This is a genomic window from Luteimonas aquatica (genome assembly GCF_022662575.1).
Classification (GTDB): domain Bacteria; phylum Pseudomonadota; class Gammaproteobacteria; order Xanthomonadales; family Xanthomonadaceae; genus Luteimonas; species Luteimonas aquatica.
Genome location: NZ_JALBFU010000019.1, coordinates 11828 through 28568, shown reverse-complemented (window position 1 = coordinate 28568; position 16741 = coordinate 11828). Strand labels below are relative to the sequence as shown.

The 16741-nt window shown below is 72.0% G+C and carries 14 protein-coding genes; 3 read left to right on the top strand and 11 right to left on the bottom strand.

All coding sequences use genetic code 11. From position 1 onward, the window contains the following. From MD221_RS16940 to MD221_RS16925, 4 genes are all read right to left on the bottom strand, one after another. On the bottom strand, window positions 1–1992 hold a 1992-nt coding region (locus tag MD221_RS16940; protein WP_277928950.1), incomplete at its 3' end, for an ESPR-type extended signal peptide-containing protein. Between the two features lie 420 nt (window positions 1993–2412). Further along, on the bottom strand, window positions 2413–6354 hold the full coding sequence (gene purL, locus MD221_RS16935) for a phosphoribosylformylglycinamidine synthase (RefSeq protein WP_242113215.1): 3942 nt from the start codon (window positions 6352–6354) through the stop codon (window positions 2413–2415). Window positions 6355–6531: 177 nt separating this feature from the next. After that, complete coding sequence (locus MD221_RS16930; protein ID WP_242113209.1) at window positions 6532–7374, bottom strand: DsbC family protein; 843 nt, start codon at window positions 7372–7374, stop codon at window positions 6532–6534. A 482-nt stretch (window positions 7375–7856) separates the two neighbouring features. Then, a complete protein-coding gene (locus MD221_RS16925; RefSeq protein WP_339328439.1) occupies window positions 7857–8915 on the bottom strand; it encodes a site-specific tyrosine recombinase XerD in 1059 nt (352 codons plus the stop codon). A 53-nt stretch (window positions 8916–8968) separates the two neighbouring features. Here MD221_RS16925 and MD221_RS16920 point away from each other — a divergent pair, with 53 nt between their 5' ends. Further along, complete coding sequence (locus tag MD221_RS16920; protein ID WP_242113207.1) at window positions 8969–9448, top strand: RDD family protein; 480 nt, start codon at window positions 8969–8971, stop codon at window positions 9446–9448. 33 nt (window positions 9449–9481) lie between these two features. On the opposite strand, the gene MD221_RS16915 is transcribed toward MD221_RS16920, so the two are convergent. Genes MD221_RS16915 through MD221_RS16900 form a run of 4 tightly spaced genes read right to left on the bottom strand, consistent with a single transcriptional unit; the run spans window position 9482 to window position 12572 of the window. Further along, window positions 9482–9868: a hypothetical protein gene (locus MD221_RS16915; RefSeq protein WP_242113204.1), complete on the bottom strand. Its 387-nt coding sequence runs from the start codon at window positions 9866–9868 to the stop codon at window positions 9482–9484. A 19-nt stretch (window positions 9869–9887) separates the two neighbouring features. Then, complete coding sequence (locus MD221_RS16910; RefSeq protein ID WP_242113203.1) at window positions 9888–11228, bottom strand: O-antigen ligase family protein; 1341 nt, start codon at window positions 11226–11228, stop codon at window positions 9888–9890. Beyond that, the gene (locus MD221_RS16905) at window positions 11200–12357 is read right to left on the bottom strand and encodes a glycosyltransferase (protein ID WP_242113199.1); all 1158 of its coding nucleotides are present in this window, start codon (window positions 12355–12357) and stop codon (window positions 11200–11202) included. Before MD221_RS16905 ends, MD221_RS16910 begins: the two co-directional genes overlap by 29 nt. Window positions 12358–12371: 14 nt before the next feature. After that, complete coding sequence (locus MD221_RS16900; protein WP_242113195.1) at window positions 12372–12572, bottom strand: zinc-finger domain-containing protein; 201 nt, start codon at window positions 12570–12572, stop codon at window positions 12372–12374. A gap of 174 nt (window positions 12573–12746) precedes the next feature. On the opposite strand from MD221_RS16900, the gene MD221_RS17550 reads away from it, so the two are divergent. After that, window positions 12747–13415 (top strand): PEGA domain-containing protein, encoded by a 669-nt coding sequence (locus MD221_RS17550; protein ID WP_277928949.1) that lies wholly within the window; start codon window positions 12747–12749, stop codon window positions 13413–13415. A gap of 43 nt (window positions 13416–13458) precedes the next feature. On the opposite strand, the gene MD221_RS16890 is transcribed toward MD221_RS17550, so the two are convergent. The 3 genes from MD221_RS16890 to MD221_RS16880 all read right to left on the bottom strand — a co-directional run bounded on the left by MD221_RS16890 (window position 13459) and on the right by MD221_RS16880 (window position 15535). Then, window positions 13459–14169, bottom strand: coding sequence for a pirin family protein (locus MD221_RS16890; RefSeq protein WP_242113189.1), 711 nt, complete (start codon window positions 14167–14169; stop codon window positions 13459–13461). Between the two features lie 101 nt (window positions 14170–14270). After that, the gene (locus MD221_RS16885) at window positions 14271–14951 is read right to left on the bottom strand and encodes a YceI family protein (protein WP_425602299.1); all 681 of its coding nucleotides are present in this window, start codon (window positions 14949–14951) and stop codon (window positions 14271–14273) included. Continuing rightward, a complete protein-coding gene (locus MD221_RS16880) occupies window positions 14948–15535 on the bottom strand; it encodes a malonic semialdehyde reductase (RefSeq protein ID WP_242113182.1) in 588 nt (195 codons plus the stop codon). Before MD221_RS16880 ends, MD221_RS16885 begins: the two co-directional genes overlap by 4 nt. A 128-nt stretch (window positions 15536–15663) precedes the next feature. On the opposite strand from MD221_RS16880, the gene MD221_RS16875 reads away from it, so the two are divergent. Then, complete coding sequence (locus MD221_RS16875) at window positions 15664–16605, top strand: mitochondrial fission ELM1 family protein (protein WP_242113176.1); 942 nt, start codon at window positions 15664–15666, stop codon at window positions 16603–16605. Window positions 16606–16741: the final 136 nt, after the last annotated feature.

The following is a 16741-nucleotide window of genomic DNA, read 5'->3' as shown; positions in this document are numbered from 1 at the left end:
CAGGGCGTTGTAGCCCACCGCCGTCGCCCCGTCGGCCACCGCGTTGGCGCCGCTGCCCAGCGCCGAGGCGCCCGTGCCGATCGCGTTCGCCGCCTCGCCCGCCGCCGTGGCGTTGTCGCCTTCCACGTACGCACCCGCCGCGCTGTCCTCGCTGTCGGTCGCCTTGAAGAAGCGATCCGTGTTCTCCGCCGTCTTCTCCACTTCCTTCAGCTGCGCCACGTTCACCGCGTCGGTGTCTTCCACGCCTGCCGCCACGTTGACGATCTGGCGCTCGTAGCCGACGCTGCCGACCGAAACGGTGTTGTCGCGATCGGCGATGGACTGATAGCCGAGAGCCACGCTGTTGACCGCCAGGGCATCGGCTTCCGAGCCCAGCGCCGTGCTGTGGTCCACGCGCGCCTTGGCCCAGCGGCCGAAGGCGCTGCTGTTCTGGCCGTCGGTGCCGGAGTACTGGCCGACCGCCGTGTTCTCGTCGCCGTAGGCGATGCCGCCGAGCGCGACGCTGCGGTCGCCGTGCGCTTCGGACCAGGCGCCCACCGCAGTGCTGAAGGCGCCGTAGGCGCGCGACTGCTCGCCGACCGCCACCGCGTTGAGGCCGCGCGCCGTGCTCGCCGCGCCGACCGCCACCGAGGTCTCGCCGCTGGCTTCGGCCACCGCGCCGACCGCCACCGCGCCGTATTCGGTCGCGCGCGCGGCCACGCCGATCGCCGTGCTCTCCTGGCCGGAGGCCGTGGTGTGCCAGGTTTCCTCTTCCCAGGTCCCGCCGTTGATCACGGTCATCTCGCCGCCGATCGCGGTCGAGCCCTGGCCGCTGGCCTCGCTGCCCACGCCATAGGCCGACGCATTGTCGGCGCTGGCACTGGCGCGATTGCCGGCGGCCGTGGCCGATTGCCCCTGCGCGTTCGCGCCGCTGCCGAACGCCGAGGCGCCGAGGCCGGCGGCCTTGGACGCCTCGCCGATCGCCGTGGCGTATTCGCCCTCGACCGACGCGCCGACGTCGCTTTCGGCGCCTGCGGTGGCCTTGAAGTACTTGTCGGTGTTGTCGGCCGTGTCGGCGACCTCGTCCAGCTGCGCCTTGTTCACCGCGTCGGTGTCGTCGACGCCGGCGGTGACATTGGTGATGCGGCGCGTGGCCGCTCCCACCGTGCCGGCGCCGCCGCCGTTGCCGACCGAGAACACGCCGGCCTCGTTCGCGCGCGCGCCGTAGCCGACCGCCACGCTGCCGGTGGCATTGGGCGCGACGTAGGAATTGAAGCCGATGGCGACCGCGCCCTCGGAATGGCCCTGCGAGGAATAGCCCACCGTGGTGCTGCGCGTGCCGAAGGCCTGGCTGTTGGAGCCCAGCGCGGTCGCGGAGGCGCTCTTGGCCCAGGCATTGCCGCCGACGGCGGTGGCGTTGGCGGCCTGCGCGCGCGCGTTGCTGCCGACCGCCGTCGCACTGATCGACGTGGCCTTGGCCGCGTCACCGAGCGCCGTGCTGCCGGCCGCACTGGCCTCCGCATTGTTGCCGCAGGCCAGCGACGCGGTCGGCTGCGTGCCGTCGCCGGTCTGCTTGCAGGCCGTGCTGCCGGCCGCGACCGCCGGCTGCCGCTGCACGACCGGCTGCGGCGCGTTCTTGTCGTCGGAATTCTTCGAGGTCGCGGCGACCGCACCGGCGATCGCCGCCGCCTGCAGCAGTTGCACCGCCTTGTCCTTGCCGTTGCTTTCGCTGGCCGGCTTCTCGTGTTCGCTGCTTGCCTGCTCCTTGCGCTCGCAGGCCGCCCCGCCCGCGGTTTCCGCACCCGGCGCGCAGGGCGTGGCATCGGCGGCCGGCGTGGTCGGGCCCGGCTTCGCCTGCTCGGCGAGCGCCGTCGGCGCTGCCGCGATCGCGCCGGCCATCACCACCGCCTGCAGCAGCCGCGCGCCCTTCCCCTTGCCCTTGGTCTTCGCCACTTCCGAAACCACCACGACGCCGCGCTCGGCGTCCCATACCTTGCGGAAAATGCGGTTCATTGCCTCAACCCCTTCTGTTGTCTATATGGCGAAGATGACGCGTCCCTCCGAGCGGCTGGCGCCGCACGGACTTCGATCCTGGTCTTTCCCGAATTCCGGCTCGACGATTCGGTCTTCCTTGTCCAACAAGCCCCCCTGAGCTGCCCCCGTTCCGTGGGCGATGAACACAACCTGACGGCGGAATGTCTCCGGATAGTCACCTTGTGACGTTTTGTGCGTCAAGTGAAATTCCGATGACGCCTGTCGCCGAATTCTTTTCCCGCGCCGCGCTGCCGCATCCGCAGCATTTTTTTGCAAATCAGCGCCTTAGCGAGAAAATTTCAGCGTGAAAAGGGCGTCAAGAGCGAGCGGCGGAAAAGCAAAAAGCCCGGATCTTTCGATACCGGGCTTCGATGATTTTTGTGCTGCGCGTCACACTCGCTAGCCGATCCGCGTCCGTACGTTCCGGAACATGCGCAACCAGGGCGACTCCTCCGGCCAATCGCGCGGCGCCCAGCTGAGATTGGCCGTGCGCAGGGTGCGCTCGGGATGCGGCATCAGGATGGTGGCGCGGCCGTCCTCGCTGCTCAGGCCGGCGACCGCGTCCTCGGCGCCGTTCGGATTGGCGGGATAGCCGGTCGCGGCACGGCCGTCGCCCTCGACGTAGCGCAGCGCCACGCGCGCGGCGGCGCGGTCGAGGGCGTCGTCGAACACGGCGCGTCCCTCGCCGTGGGCGATGGCCACCGGGATGCGCGAACCGGCCATGCCGGCGAAGAACCAGGACGGCGATTCCACTACCTCCAGCATCCCGAAGCGCGCCTCGAACTGCTCGCTGCGGTTGCGCAGGAACTGCGGCCAGTGCGCGGCGCCGGGAATGATGTCCTTCAGCTGCGAGAGCATCTGGCAACCGTTGCACACGCCCAGCGAGAAGCTGTCGCCGCGCGCGAAGAATGCGGCGAAGGCATCGCGCAGCGCGCTGCGCTCCAGGATCGAGGTCGCCCAGCCGCGGCCGGCGCCGAGCACGTCGCCGTAGCTGAAGCCGCCGCACGCCACCAGGCCGGCGAAGGCCGCCAGGTCCGCGCGCCCTGCGATGACGTCGCTCATGTGCACGTCGACGGCCTCGAAGCCGGCGCTCGCGAAGGCGGCGGCCATCTCGATCTGGCCGTTGACGCCCTGCTCGCGCAGGATCGCCACGCGCGGGCGGGCGCCGGTGGCGAGGAACGGCGCGGCGACGTCCTCGGCCGGATCGAACGCGAGCCTGGGCTGCAGGCCCGGCGCGTCGAAGCGGCGCACCGCCTCGCGCTCCTCGTCGGCGCATTCGGGATCGTCGCGGCGCTTCTGCATCGCGTGGGTGACCGACCACCAGGCGTCGAACAGCGCTTCCCAGCGCCATTCCACCAGCGGCTCGCTGTCGTCGAGCACGCGCACCGCCGGTGCCGTGGTCGGGCGGGCGATGCGCTGCGCGCATTCGATCAGGCCGTGGCCGGCGACCAGGTCGGCGAACTCGGCGCGGTCCTCGCGGCGGATCTGCACGATCACGCCGAGTTCCTCGTTGAAGAGCGTGCGGAAGACGTCGTCGGTGCGGTCGGCGCCCCAGCCTTCCAGGGCGATGTCCAGGCCCAGGTGCGAGCAGAACGCCATCTCGCACAGCGCGGCGAAGGCGCCGCCGTCGGAACGGTCGTGGTAGGCCAGCAGCAGGCCGGCCTCGCGCGCCTCGCGGATCAGTTCGAATAGGGCGCGCAGGCGCTGCGGATCGTCGAGATCCGGCGGCGTGCCGCCGAAGGCATCGAAGCACTGCGACAGGATCGAGCCGCCCAGGCGCTGGCGTCCGGCGCCCAGGCCGATCAGCCAGATCTCGGTGTCGGGCTCGCGCGAGAGCAGCGGCGTGAGCTGCGCGCGCGTGTCGGCCACCGGCGCGAACGCGCTCACCACCAGCGAGACCGGCGACACCGACTTGTGCGTCGCGCCGTCGGCCTGCCACTGCGCCTGCATCGACAGCGAGTCCTTGCCCACCGGAATGCTCAGGTCGATCGCCGGGCACAGTTCCATGCCCACCGCCTTCACCGCGTCGAACAGGCGCGCGTCCTCGCCGGCATGCCCGGCGGCGGCCATCCAGTTCGCCGACAGCTTGACCCGGTGCAGGGTTTCCACCGGCGCCGCGCACAGGTTGGTGATCGCCTCGCCCACCGCCATGCGCGCGGCGGCGGCCGAATCGAGCAGCGCCAGCGGCGTGCGCTCGCCGATCGCCATCGCTTCGCCGGCGTGGCCCTCGTAGTCGGACAGGGTGATCGCGCAATCGGCCACCGGCAGCTGCCACGGGCCGACCATCTGGTCGCGCGCGGTGAGCCCGCCGACGCTGCGATCGCCGATGGTGATCAGGAATTGCTTGGCCGCCACGGTGGGATGCGCGAGCACGCGCAAGCCGGCTTCGTGCAGCGCCTGCCCCGGACTCGAGCCGGGGGCGATGCCGTCGGTGGACAGCGCGGGCCAACGCGCCGGACGAGGGCGCTGCGCGTCGCGGTGCATCTTCGGCGGCTTGCCGAACAGCACGTCCATCGGCAGGTCGATCGGCAGGTCGATGGCGAACGCATCCGCGCCGGCGGCGTCCGCACGGGCTCCGTAGCCGACCACCAGCCGCTCCTCCGCGGTCGCGGTGCCGACCACGGCGAACGGGCAGCGCTCGCGCTCGCACAGCGCGGCGAAGTCGGCCAGGCGCCGCTGCGCCACGCCGAGCACGTAGCGCTCCTGCGATTCGTTGCACCACAGCTGCATCGGCGAGAGCGAGGGATCGTCGCTGGGCACCTTGTCCAGGTCGATCACGCCGCCCACGCCCGAGTCGTGCAGCAGTTCGGGAATCGCGTTCGACAGGCCGCCGGCGCCGACGTCGTGGCACCACAGGATCGGATTGTCGCCGCCCAGCGCCACGCAGCGGTCGATCACTTCCTGGCAGCGCCGCTCCATCTCCGGGTTGTCGCGCTGCACCGAGGCGAAGTCGAGATCCTCGGCGCTGTCGCCGGAGGCGACCGAACTGGCGGCGCCGCCGCCCAGGCCGATCAGCATCGCCGGGCCGCCGAGCACGATCACCGCGTCGCCCGGCGAGAGCAGCGTCTTCTCGACCAGGCCGCGGTCGATGGCGCCCAGGCCGCCGGCGAGCATGATCGGCTTGTCGTAGGCGCGGGTCAGGCCCGGCGCTTCCTCCAGCTCGAAACTGCGGAAGTAGCCGGTGAGGTTCGGGCGCCCGAACTCGTTGTTGAACGCGGCCGCGCCGAGCGGACCGTCGGTCATGATCTCCAGCGCGCTGGCCATGCGCGGGTTGAGCGGGCGCGGTCCGTTCGCGTCCTCCCAGGGCTGGGGCAGCGCCGGGATGCGCAGGTGCGAGACGCTGAAGCCGCTCAGCCCCGCCTTCGGCTTGCCGCCGCGGCCGGTGGCGCCCTCGTCGCGGATCTCGCCGCCGGCGCCGGTGGAGGCGCCCGGGAACGGCGAGATGGCGGTGGGATGGTTATGGGTCTCGACCTTGATGCAGAACGCGCTCTCCTGCGCGTCCTCGGCGCGGTAGGCGCGGGTGCGCGGATCGGGGCGGAAGCGCCGCGCCGGATAGCCCTCCACCACCGCGGCGTTGTCGCTGTAGGCCGAGAGCGTGTGCTCGGGCGTCTGCGCGTGGGTGTGCTTGATCATCTTGAACAGCGAGAGCGGCTGCGTCTCGCCGTCGATGGTCCACGAGGCGTTGAAGATCTTGTGCCGGCAATGCTCGGAATTGGCCTGCGCGAACATCATCAGCTCGACGTCGCTCGGGTCGCGGCCGAGTTCGGCGTAGCGCGCGCGCAGGTAGTCGATCTCGTCCTCGGCCAGGGCCAGGCCGAGGCGGGCGTTGGCCGATTCGAGTTCGGCCAGCGGGATGCGCTCCAGTTCGCCGCGCGCCGGCACGGCGAACAGCGCCGCGGCCTGGTCGTGCGAGGACAGCAGCGACTGCGTCATCGGATCGTGCAGCAGCCGGGCCAGGACCGCCTGCGCCGCCGCGTCCTGCGGCCAGCCGGCCAGATCCAGGCGCAGGCCGCGCTCCACGCGCTTCACCGCCAGCCCGGCGCCGTGCAGCAGCTCGGTGGCCTTGCTGGCCCAGGGCGAAATGGTGCCCACGCGCGGGGCGACGTAGCGGGACACCGCCCCGTCGGCGCGCGGCGCGGCGGCCTCGCCCGCCTGCAGGATGCGGTGCAGGGTCGCCGCCTCCAGCGGCGCGGCGGCCCCGTCCTGCCCGGACAGGGGCTGGACCCAGTAGACATGCCAGGCGCCCAGCACCCGCAATTGCGGCGAAAGGGCTTGCAGACGGGTTTCGAGCCGGTCGCGGCGGAACGGAGACAGGGCCGGCAGGCCCTCGAGGACGATCATGTCCAGGGGAACAGGCGCTGGAAGCGGGGCGCTATTGTAGCCGGCGGCCCGGCGGCTGTCGCCGTGAAGCGGCGACGGCGCGGCTTGCCGGCGTCCCGCCGCGGCCTTGCGCCCCCGGAAACGCAATCGCCCGGCGCGCGGGCGCCGGGCGATGCGGGACGACGCTGGCGGGCGGGCTCAGGGCGCGCCGGCGGCCGGTCCCATCGCGCTGGCGAGCGCCTCGTTGAGCGAGGCGCCCTGGGCCAGCTTGTCGAGCGTGGCGCGCAGCGCCTGCGGCGGCATGTAGCCGGGCATCACTTCGCCCTTGTCGGTGATGATCATCGGCGTGCCCTGCAGGCCGACGCGCTGGCCGACGTCGTATTCCATCGTGACCGGGTTCTTGCAGTTGCGCGTGGGCACGGCGCGGTCGTTCTTGGCATCGGTCAGCGCCTGCTTGCGGTCGGCCGCGCACCAGACATTGACCATCTTCTGGAAATCGGGGCTGCCCAGGCCCATGCGCGGATACGCCAGGTACTGCACCGCGATGCCCTGGCGGTTGTACTCGCCGATCTGCGAATGCAGCTTGCGGCAATAGCCGCACTCCACGTCGGTGAAGATCGACACGGTGTATTTCGGGTTGGACGGCGAGAACACGATGCGGTCGGCGACGGGAATGGTCTCGAGCAGCTGGCGGCGGACCTTGGCGAGATTGCGTTCGCTCAGGTTCTGCTTCGTGGTCATGTCGTACAGGTTGCCCTGCAGCAGGTAGCGGCCGTCGTCGCTGACGTAGATCGTCTGGCCGCCGACGATGGCTTCGCGGAAGCCGGCGATCGGCGCCGGACCGACGTGGTCGATCTCGACCTGGCTGTTGAGCTTGCGGATCGCACCGCGCACGCGCTCCTCCGGCGAGCCCGACGCCGCGGCCACCGCCGCCGGCTTGTCCGCGGCCGGCTTCTCGGCAGCGGTTTTGGACGGCGGCGCGGGCTGCGCGCAGGCCGACAGACTGGCGAGGCTGAGCAGGAGGAGCGAATGCGGTTTCATGTGGACTGCCTGACGACGGGATGCGGGGATTGTCGCATGGGCGGGTGAATGGGGCACATGCGGGCGGAAGGCCGTGGGCGCCGGACATGAGGAACTCATTGGGCGCGGGGCTTTGCCCTGGGACAGCGGGGAGGGCGTGAAATTCCCGGTGTGGGCGTTGGGTCGGAGACGGGCGTTGGGTGGGCTACGTGGTGGTGCTGCGTGAGCGAGTCCGTTTCTATTAGGTTTCGGCTGCCGTCCTTGGCGCAGCAATCTGGCTTCGGATCCTGCCTGTCGCCGCGCTGACGGCGCGGCTCCGAATCCATGGCCGGGCGTTCGGTGGCCACGAGGTCGCGCCGCGTGAGCGGGTCCGTTTCTATTGGATTTCGGCTGCCGTCCTTGGCGCAGCAATCCGGCTTCGGATCGTCCTGCCCGGCCATCCATGGCCGGGCGTTCGGGGCCGCGGAAGACGCCTTGTGGGCGTCTTCCGTGCTCGCGGCCCCTCACCCCCTCGGATGATGTTTGGCGTGGAGGGATTTGAGGTGCTCGCGCGCCACCAGGGTGTAGATCTGCGTGGTCGAGAGCGAGCTGTGCCCGAGCAGCATCTGCAAGGCGCGCAGGTCGGCGCCGTGGTTGAGCAGATGGGTGGCGAAGCTGTGGCGCAGGCCGTGCGGACTGATCCTGGCCGGGTCGATGCCGGCGGCCACGGCATAACGCTTCACCAGGCGCCAGAATTCCTGACGGGTCGGCGCATGGCCGCGCGCGCCGAGGAACAGCGCTTCCGGCGAGCGCTTGCCGGCCAGCTGCGGACGCGCCTCGCCCAGGTAACGCTCCAGCCAGTGCTGCGATTCCTCGCCCAGCGGCACCAGCCGCTCCTTGCTGCCCTTGCCCATCACCCGCAGCACGCCCTGGCGCAGGTTGACCGCCACGGCCGGCAGCTCCACCAGTTCGCTCACGCGCAAGCCGGCCGCGTACATCAGCTCGAGCATGGCGCGGTCGCGCAGGCCCAGCGGCGCGGCCAGGTCCGGCGCGGCCAGCAAGGCCTCGATCTGGCTTTCCGACAGCGCCTTGGGCAATGAGCGCGGCAGTTTCGGCGGCTCCAGCAACGCCACCGGATCGTCGCCGCGCACGCCGTTGCGCAGTTGCAGGGCGAAGAAGGCGCGCAGCGCCGACAGCAGCCGCGCGTTGCTGCGCTGGGTCCAGCCGTGGCGGGTGCGCCAGGCCAGATAGTCGAAGAGCAGCGCGCGATCGGCGCCGATCAACCCCCCGTTTCCGGCTGTCCTCCTTGGCGCAGTTTCACTGGCTGACGGATCGCCCTGCCCGGCCATCCCCGGCCGGGCGCCCGGCGCTGCGGCAGACGCCTTGAGGGCGTCCGCCAGCTCGCAGCCGCGCGCCCACCGCGCGAAGCCCTGCAGGTCGCGCCGGTAGCCGTCCAGCGTCTGCCTGGCCAGGCCGCTCTCGGCCCAGATCGTGTCAAGGAAGGCGTGGATATCCCGCTCGTCGCGCGCCGGCAGCGGCGGCAGTTGCGCGACGAGTTCGCGACGGTCGGCGGGCGTGCTCATGGCGACAGCGTAACGGCTGACCGCCGCGCGCGCGCAACCGCTATCCTGTCGCGATGTCCGAATCGCCCACGCCGCCGACACCCGCCGACCCGCCGCGCGCGCTGGTCGGCTGGCGGCTGCTGGCACTGTTCTACGACGCCTGGCCGGCGCTGGCGCTGTGGATGCTGGTATCGCTGGCCTTCACCCTCGCCTACACCATCGCCGGCCACGACCCGCACCAGAACATCGCGCCGTTCAGCGCGCTGCAGCTGCTGCTCTGGCTGGCGTGCTGGCTGGTGGCCGGGCTGTATGCGGCCATCAGCTGGCGGCGCGGCGGACAGACGCTCGGCATGCGCCCCTGGCGGCTGCAGCTGGTCGCCGCCGACGGCGCGCGGCCGCGCTGGCGCGCGCTCGGCCTGCGCTATCTGGTCGGCACCGTGTCGCTGCTGGCGGCAGGCCTGGGCTTCTGGTGGGCCTGGTTCGACCGCGACCGCCTGACCTGGCACGACCGCGCCAGCGGCACGCGCCTGCGCCGCAATCCCAAGCGCCGCTGAGCAGGCACCGCCGGGGAAGATGTCCGGCGGCCGCTAGTGGTCGTCGTCGGCCGACTCGGTGCGCTCGCCCTTCTCGCGGGCGCGCGCGATCGCCTCGGGCTCGCGCGAGAGCAGGCGCCAGTATTCCTCGCCGTTGCCGCGCGTGTAGCGCACCGCGCCGGCGCGCACCAGGATGCGCCGCAGCTCGTCTTCCCCGAAACCGCCCAGCCGCTCGCTGAGCAGATGGAAGGAGCGGTCGGTGTAGCCGCGATGGCTGAGGAAGTGCTGCGCGGTCTTCTCGGCCATGTGCTCGGTCTTGACCGCTTCCAGCGCGATCTTCAGATCGGTCGAGGCGCGGTCGCGCTGCGCCCACCAGGAAATCACGCCGCCCACCAGCACGCCGAGAAGGCCGAACAGGCCTGCGATCATTTCCGGGCTCATCGCCAGTCTCCTCCCGCGCTTATGCGGCCTCGTCCCCGCGCCGGGCAAGCAGGCTTCCCGCGTACAGCGCGGCCAGCAGCAGGGTCAGGCCGCCCCAGAACGTAGAGTAGAACGCCAGGTGCGTGTTGAACGGGAACACCGTCACCGCCAGCGCCAGCATCGCCGGCCGCGCGCGCTCGCGCGAGGGTTCGTCGGCATAGCGCCAGGCGCGCCAGGCCAGCGCTGCGCCGGCCAGCCACAGCAGCAGGCCGAGGGCGCCGGTCTCGCTGAGGATCTCCAGCACGATCTGGTGCGCATGCAGCGCCGGGCCGCTGCCCCAGGCCGGGGCCTTGCCGGGCTCCGGATCGCAGGCCGGGAAGGCGTCGCGGAAACCGCGCGCGCCGACCCCGTTGACCGGGTGCTCGCGCGCCATGCACACCGCCGCGCCCCAGATGCGTCCGCGCCCGGACAGCGCACTGTCCACGCCGGCCTCGTCGGCGGCGAGCGCGTGCGTGGTGCGCAGGATGCGTTCGTGCACCTGCGGCACGGTGAAGGCCAGCACCGCCAGCAGCACCGCGCCGAAGGCGAACATGCCGGCGAGCTTCTTCCAGCCCAGCAGGCGCCAGCCGGAGAACACCAGCACCAGCGCATAGGTGAGCCACGAGGCGCGCGCGCCGGCCAGCAGCACCACCACGCCGACCAGCGCCGCCGCCACGATCCAGCCGACGTTGCCGTAGCGCCGCCCGGCCACGTACAGCGCGAACGGCGAGAGGCTGGCCAGGACGATGCCGAGCTTGAGGTTGCAGGGACCGAGCACGCCGCCGAGGCGGTCGACGGCGGCGATCTCCTCGGCGCTGCACATCGGCTTGTGCTCGATCGCCTGCTTGAGCGCGTCCAGCCCCCAGAACAGCGGACTGGTGCCCGACAGCGCCTGCGCCAGCGCGTCCAGGGTCCAGATGCCGGCGATCACGGCCAGGCCGCCGAAGGTGATGCGCCGGCCGCGCGCGTCGGCGACCGCGGCGGCGGCCAGCCACAGGAACGGCAGGTAGCGCAGCCCGGTGGCCGCCTTGTAGAAGGCGTGCCGGGCATCGACCGCATCCACCGCCGAGAACAGCTGCGGCAGCCAGTAGGCGAAGAACAGCACGCTGGTCAGCGCCCAGGCCGGCCCGCTGAGCAGCGCGGTGCCGCCGCGGAAACGCGAGACCAGCAGCTTGACGATGGCCGCCAGCGCGCCCAGCACCAGCACGCCCTCGGCCACGCCCGGCGCCGGCCACAGCGCCACGAAGGCGAGCACCCACCACGGCGCCCAGCGCCAGCCCGGCTGCGCCGGGTCGTGCGCGGCGGGAGCCGGATCAGTGCTGGACGAGTTCGTGGTAGACATCGAGCGTGGCCTGCTGCATGGCGCGCAGCGAGTACTGCGCGAGCGAAGCCTGCATCGTAGCAAGCGGCACGGGCAACCCTCCGCCGCCGGCGAGCAGCGCCCGCGCGCCGGCCAGCAGCGCCTCGGCATCGAACGGCGCCACCGCGCCCTGCGGCTGCAGTTCGCGCAACAGTTCGCCGACCCCGCCGTGCGCCCAGCCGAGCACCGGCCGGCCCACCGACAGCGCCTCGATCACGGTGCGGCCGAAGGATTCGGGCTTGCGCGAGACCTGCAGCACCAGGTCGCAGGCGGCATAGGCCTCGGCGATCGCCGCGGTCGGCGGCGTGATCGCCAGCGCCTCGGCACAGCCTCGCGCGCCGGCCTCCGCCTCCAGGTCGGCGATGTACTGCTCGCGTCCCGCTTCGCGGGCGCCCGGCATCCACAGCCGCGCGTCCACGCCTTCGCGGCGCAGCCCGTCGAGTACGGCGAGCGCGTCGGCATGGCCCTTCAGCCGCGTGCCACGCCCGGGCAGCAGCAGCAGCGGGCCGCCGCCGCCGAGCCGCGGATATTGCGCCGCCACCCGCGACCGCGCCGCGCGATCGGGCGCCTGCGCGGGCGGGAACGCCGCCGGGTCGATGCCGCGCGGGATCACCCGCAGCCGGCGCGGATCGGTCCTGGGGTAATGCGCCATCACATAGTCGCGCACCGTCCGCGAGACGCAGATCACCCGCTCGCCGCGGGTCATGATGGCGCTGTAGCGCGAAGGCGAATTCAGGCCGTGCACGGTGGTGACGAAGTGCGGCCTGGGCAGCGGCAGAGGGCGCGTGCCCGGCGTGCCGCGCAGCGCGCGCCAGCCCAGCCAGGCCGGCAGGCGCGAGCGGGCGTGCACGATGTCCGGGCGCTCGCGCGCGAACAGCTCGTGCAGGGAACGGATGTGGCGCAGCGTCAGCAGCGACTTGCGGCCGATGTCGAACTCGACGTGCTCGGCGCCGCTGGCGCGCAGCGCCGGCACCAGCCGGCCGCCGGCGGACACGACCACCGCGCGGTGCCCGGCGCGCACCAGAGCCTCGGCGATCTCAAGCGTGGAACGTTCGACGCCGCCCGACTCCAGCGCGGGCAACAGCTGCACCACCGTCAGGACGCGACCCATGCAGTCGCGTCGCCTCAGTCGACGAGCACGAAGTGCGATCCGCAGTAGGGGCAATCCGACTCGCCGCCCTCGTTCTCGATCGGCAGGTAGACCCGCGGATGCGAGTTCCACAGCGCCATCGACGGCAGCGGGCAGCTCAGCGGCAGGTCGCCGCGACGGACCTCGTAGCGCTTCTGGGCATTGGCTTGGACGGGCGTGGCGTGGGCTGCGGTCATGGCGATGCGGTAGCGGTACGGACGGCGCCAGTTTACCGCGCGGCGCCGTCGCGGGGCGATGACGGCGGGGACGGCGCCGCGGCAACGACCCGCCGTTGCGGGCCCACCGGGGCTCTGTCACGATGCGCTCCGCCCAGGGGGCTGGGCGTTCATCTTTCATCTTCGGGGGACAACATGCGTTTTCTACTGCTCGCGGCGCTCGGTGCGCTGTGCTTGAACGGCTGCGCCACGATCACGCGCGGCAGTTCCCAGGCCTGGACCGTCGAAACCGATCCGGTCGGCGCCGACATCGCGCTTTCCAGCGGCGAAACCTGCAAGTCGCCGTGCACGCTCAAGAAGAAGCGCAAGCATCCCTTCACCGTGACCATCAACAAGCCGGGCTACGCGCCGGTGACCACCGACGTGCAGAGCTCGATCTCGGGCGCCGGCGCCGCGGGCATGGCCGGCAACGTGCTGCTCGGCGGCCTGATCGGCGCCGGCATCGACGCCGGCACCGGCGCGATGCGCGACCTGAAGCCCAATCCGCTGGTGGTGAAGCTGGAGCCGGCCGCCGACGCGGCCCCGCCGGCCGACGCGGCCGACGCGCCCGTCGCGACCGCGACACCCGCGACCGGGGCCGCGGCGGCCGCCTCCGGCGAGGCCATCGCGACCGACGCCGGCGGCACCCCCTCCCCGGCGACGGCACCGACGGCGCCCGCCGCGTCCGCACCCCCCGGCGAAACCCCGGCGGCGGTGCAGCCGCAGGCGGCTCCGTCCTGGGCCTTGCCTTCCTCGGTCACGCCCGCCATGGACAAGCCCGCGCCGGACGCGCCGGCATCGCAGGCGGCTCCGGGGAATCCGTGACCCAGCCAGGACGCGCCATCGAACGGCGCGTCCCCCTCTGCTCCTATGACGGCAGGTCGAACGCCAGCAGTTCGGCGACATCCTCGCCGGCGCCGCCGATGTGCAGCGTGCCCGCCTCCTCGGCGTAGCCGATCGCATCGCCCGCCGACAGCGCGCGCCCGTCCACCGACACCGCGCCCTGCACCACCTGCAGCCAGTAGCGGCGGGACGGTTGCAGGGCGAGCGCCACGGTCTCGTCCGCGCCCAGGCGCACGCCGCGCACCCAGGCCTGCTGGCGGATCGGCAGGCTGCCGTCGGCGCCGTCGGGCGAGGCGAAGGTCGCCCAGCGGCCGCGTCGCGCCTGCGCGTCGAAAGCGCGCTGGGCGTGCGCCGGCGCGGCGTTGACGCGGTCGGGCTGGATCCAGATCTGCAGGAAATGCACCGGCGCCTCGGCCGAGGCGTTGTATTCGCTGTGCTCGATGCCGTGCCCGGCGCTCATCCACTGCCATTCGCCGGCGCGCAGCACGCCTTCGCCGCCGTTGTCGTCGCGGTGCGCGAGCGCACCCTCGAGCACGTAGCTGAGGATTTCCATGTTGGCGTGGCCGTGCGGCGGAAAACCGGCGCCCGCCGCCACGCGGTCCTCGTTGATCACCCGCAGCGGGCCGAAGCCCATCCACTGCGGATCGTAGTAGCGGCCGAAGGAGAAGCCGTGACGGCTGTCGAGCCAGCCGGCGCGGACGATGCCGCGTTCGGCGGCGGGGCGAAGAATCTGCATGGCAGGGATCCGGGACAAGGGCGGCCGGAAAAGGCCGCCGCGAAAATGCGCGCGCCGCCCCCGCGCGGGGCGGAGGCGGCGCGTCGGAACCGCGAAGGCGCTCAGTCCTTCTTTTCGGCGTCCGGCTTGGGCACCACGGCCTCGGTGGTGATCTGCAGCTTCACCTCGTCGCTGACGTTCGGCGCGTACTTGTCGACGCCGAACTCGCTGCGCTTGATCGTGGTGCTGGCGTCGAAGCCGACCGCCTCGCGCTTGGCCAGCGGCTGCACGCCGCTCTTGTTGAGCGTGACGTCCAGCACCGCCGGCTTGGTCACGCCCTTCACGGTCAGGTCGCCGGTCACCTTGAGCTTGTCCTTGCCGGCGGCCTCGACCTTGGTGCTCTTGAAGGTGATCTCGGGATACTTGGCGGCATCGAAGAAATCGGCGCTCTTCAGGTGCTCGTCGAAATCGGGCACGAACGAGTTCAGGCCGGCCAGCGGCAGCTTCACTTCCACGCTCGACTTGGACACGTCCTCGGCGTCGTAGACCAGCGTGCCGTCGACCTGGCCGAAGTTGGCGAAGGGGTTGGAGAAGCCGAAATGGCTCCACTGCGCCAGCACGTTGGTGTGGTTGGGGTCGAGCTTGTAGGTGACGGGCGCGGCGAAGGCGCTGGCGGCCGAGAACGAGAGCGCCGCGGCGAGGGCGAGACGCTTGAGCGAAAGGATCTGCATGGTCGGAAACTCCGTTGGGGATGGGGATCTGGAGGCGCTTGCGGGGCGGAACGTTGCGTGGAGCCGGTTCACTCGATGCGGGCGGCTTCGTCGAACGCCAGCCGCGGCGAGCGCGGGAAGATGCTGGCCGGATCGCCCTGGCCGAGGTTGACCAGGAAGTTGGACTTGATCGCGGTGCCCTTGAAGAAGGCCTCGTCGACCTTGGCGTTGTCGAAGCCCGACATCGGGCCGGTGTCGAGACCGAGCGCGCGCGCGGCCAGGATCAGGTAGGCGCCCTGCAGGCTGCCGTTGCGGAACGCGGGGTCGCGGCGGTTCTCGCGCGGGCCGTCGAACCAGCTCTTGGCGTCGGTGTGCGGGAACAGGTAGGGCAGCTTCTCGTGGAAGTCCTCGTCGTGGGCCACGATCACCGTGACCGGCGCGGCCATGGTCTTGTCGTGGTTGCCCTCCGACAGCGCCGGCTCCAGCCTGGCCTTGGCGGCCTTGGACTTCACGAACACGAAGCGCGCCGGCGACATGTTGGCGCTGGTGGGGGCCCACTTCAGCAGGTCGTAGAGCTGGTGCAGGGTCTCGTCGCTGATCTCGCCGCTGAAGGCGTTGTAGGTACGGGCGCTGCGGAACAGCTGGTCGAGCGAGGCGGCGGGCAGTGCTTCGGACATCGGAAATCCCTATGGCGTGGAATGTGCCGCGCAGTGCGGCGGTCCAGGGAGTGTAGAGTTCCATAGGCAATACAAAAGCGCCGCATCCGCAACGAATCATCATTAAAATAGAACAAAGACCCCTTTCAGTGACCGATTCGTCGCAAATCTGGGCCGTCAGCGACGGCCGGGCGGGCAACCTGCGGCAGGCCGAGGCCTTGGCGCAGGCGCTCGATCCGGCCGCGCCGTGCGTCGAGGTGGCGCCGCGGGCGCCCTGGCGCTGGCTGGCGCCGCGCTGGCTGCCGGCGCACGAGGACGCCCTGGGCATGCGCCTGCCCGCCCCGGTCCCGCGCCTGGCGATCGGCTGCGGCCGCCAGGCCGCGCTGGCCACCCGCTGGTTGCGCGCGCGCGGCGCGCGCGTCGTGCAGATCCTCGATCCGCGCATCGATCCCGCGCACTGGGACCTGGTGGTCGCGCCCGAGCACGACGGCCTGCGCGGCGCCAACGTGATCGCGACGCTCGGCGGCCTGAATCCGGTCGACGCACTCTGGCTGGCGCGGGCGCGCGCCGCCTTCGCCGCTTTCGCCGAACTGCCCGGTCCGCGTACCGCCGTCCTGCTCGGCGGCTCCAGCGCGCACGCGCGCTTCGACCGCGGGGCCTTCGAGGTGCTGGCCTCCAGGCTCGAGGCGGCGCTCGCCGCCGACGGCGGCAGCGTGCTGCTCACCGTCTCGCGGCGCACCGATGCCGGCGTGCGCGCGTTGCTGCGCCACCGCTACCACGACACGCCCGGCGTGGTCTGGCGCGGCGAGGAGGATGGCGCCAACCCCTACCCCGGCTTCCTCGCCTGGGCCGACCGCATCGTCTGCTCGCCCGATTCGGTCAACATGATCTCCGAGGCCTGCGCCACCGACGCCCCGGTGTACGTCTTCGATCCCGGGCGGGTGCGCGGGCGGCCGCGCCGCTTCCTCGACGCGCTGCTGCAGCGCGGGCGCATCCGCGCGATGGACGCGCGGCTGGCGCCCTTCGACGTGCAGCCCCTGCGCGAGACGGCGCGCGTGGCCGCGCAGATCCGCGAACGGCTGGACATCTAGCGGCCCATCGCCCGTCCCTCGCCTGGTGCGGCGCGTCGCGACCCGGGTCCGCGGCCAGATCCATGCTGGCGATCCGCTCGACGCGATCGGCGCGCTGTCCTTCAGCGCCTGCTGCAGGATCTTGCGCATCGGCGAA

What these genes read in the sequence shown, in the direction of transcription:
- purL (WP_242113215.1), bottom strand. Translation starts at nt 6,354, where the DNA reads ATGATCGTCCTCGAGGGCCTGCCGGCCCTGTCTCCGTTCCGCCGCGAC.
- MD221_RS16930 (WP_242113209.1), bottom strand. Translation starts at nt 7,374, where the DNA reads ATGAAACCGCATTCGCTCCTCCTGCTCAGCCTCGCCAGTCTGTCGGCC.
- MD221_RS16925 (WP_339328439.1), bottom strand. Translation starts at nt 8,915, where the DNA reads ATGAGCACGCCCGCCGACCGTCGCGAACTCGTCGCGCAACTGCCGCCG.
- MD221_RS16920 (WP_242113207.1), top strand. Translation starts at nt 8,969, where the DNA reads ATGTCCGAATCGCCCACGCCGCCGACACCCGCCGACCCGCCGCGCGCG.
- MD221_RS16915 (WP_242113204.1), bottom strand. Translation starts at nt 9,868, where the DNA reads ATGAGCCCGGAAATGATCGCAGGCCTGTTCGGCCTTCTCGGCGTGCTG.
- MD221_RS16910 (WP_242113203.1), bottom strand. Translation starts at nt 11,228, where the DNA reads ATGTCTACCACGAACTCGTCCAGCACTGATCCGGCTCCCGCCGCGCAC.
- MD221_RS16905 (WP_242113199.1), bottom strand. Translation starts at nt 12,357, where the DNA reads ATGGGTCGCGTCCTGACGGTGGTGCAGCTGTTGCCCGCGCTGGAGTCG.
- MD221_RS16900 (WP_242113195.1), bottom strand. Translation starts at nt 12,572, where the DNA reads ATGACCGCAGCCCACGCCACGCCCGTCCAAGCCAATGCCCAGAAGCGC.
- MD221_RS17550 (WP_277928949.1), top strand. Translation starts at nt 12,747, where the DNA reads ATGCGTTTTCTACTGCTCGCGGCGCTCGGTGCGCTGTGCTTGAACGGC.
- MD221_RS16890 (WP_242113189.1), bottom strand. Translation starts at nt 14,169, where the DNA reads ATGCAGATTCTTCGCCCCGCCGCCGAACGCGGCATCGTCCGCGCCGGC.
- MD221_RS16880 (WP_242113182.1), bottom strand. Translation starts at nt 15,535, where the DNA reads ATGTCCGAAGCACTGCCCGCCGCCTCGCTCGACCAGCTGTTCCGCAGC.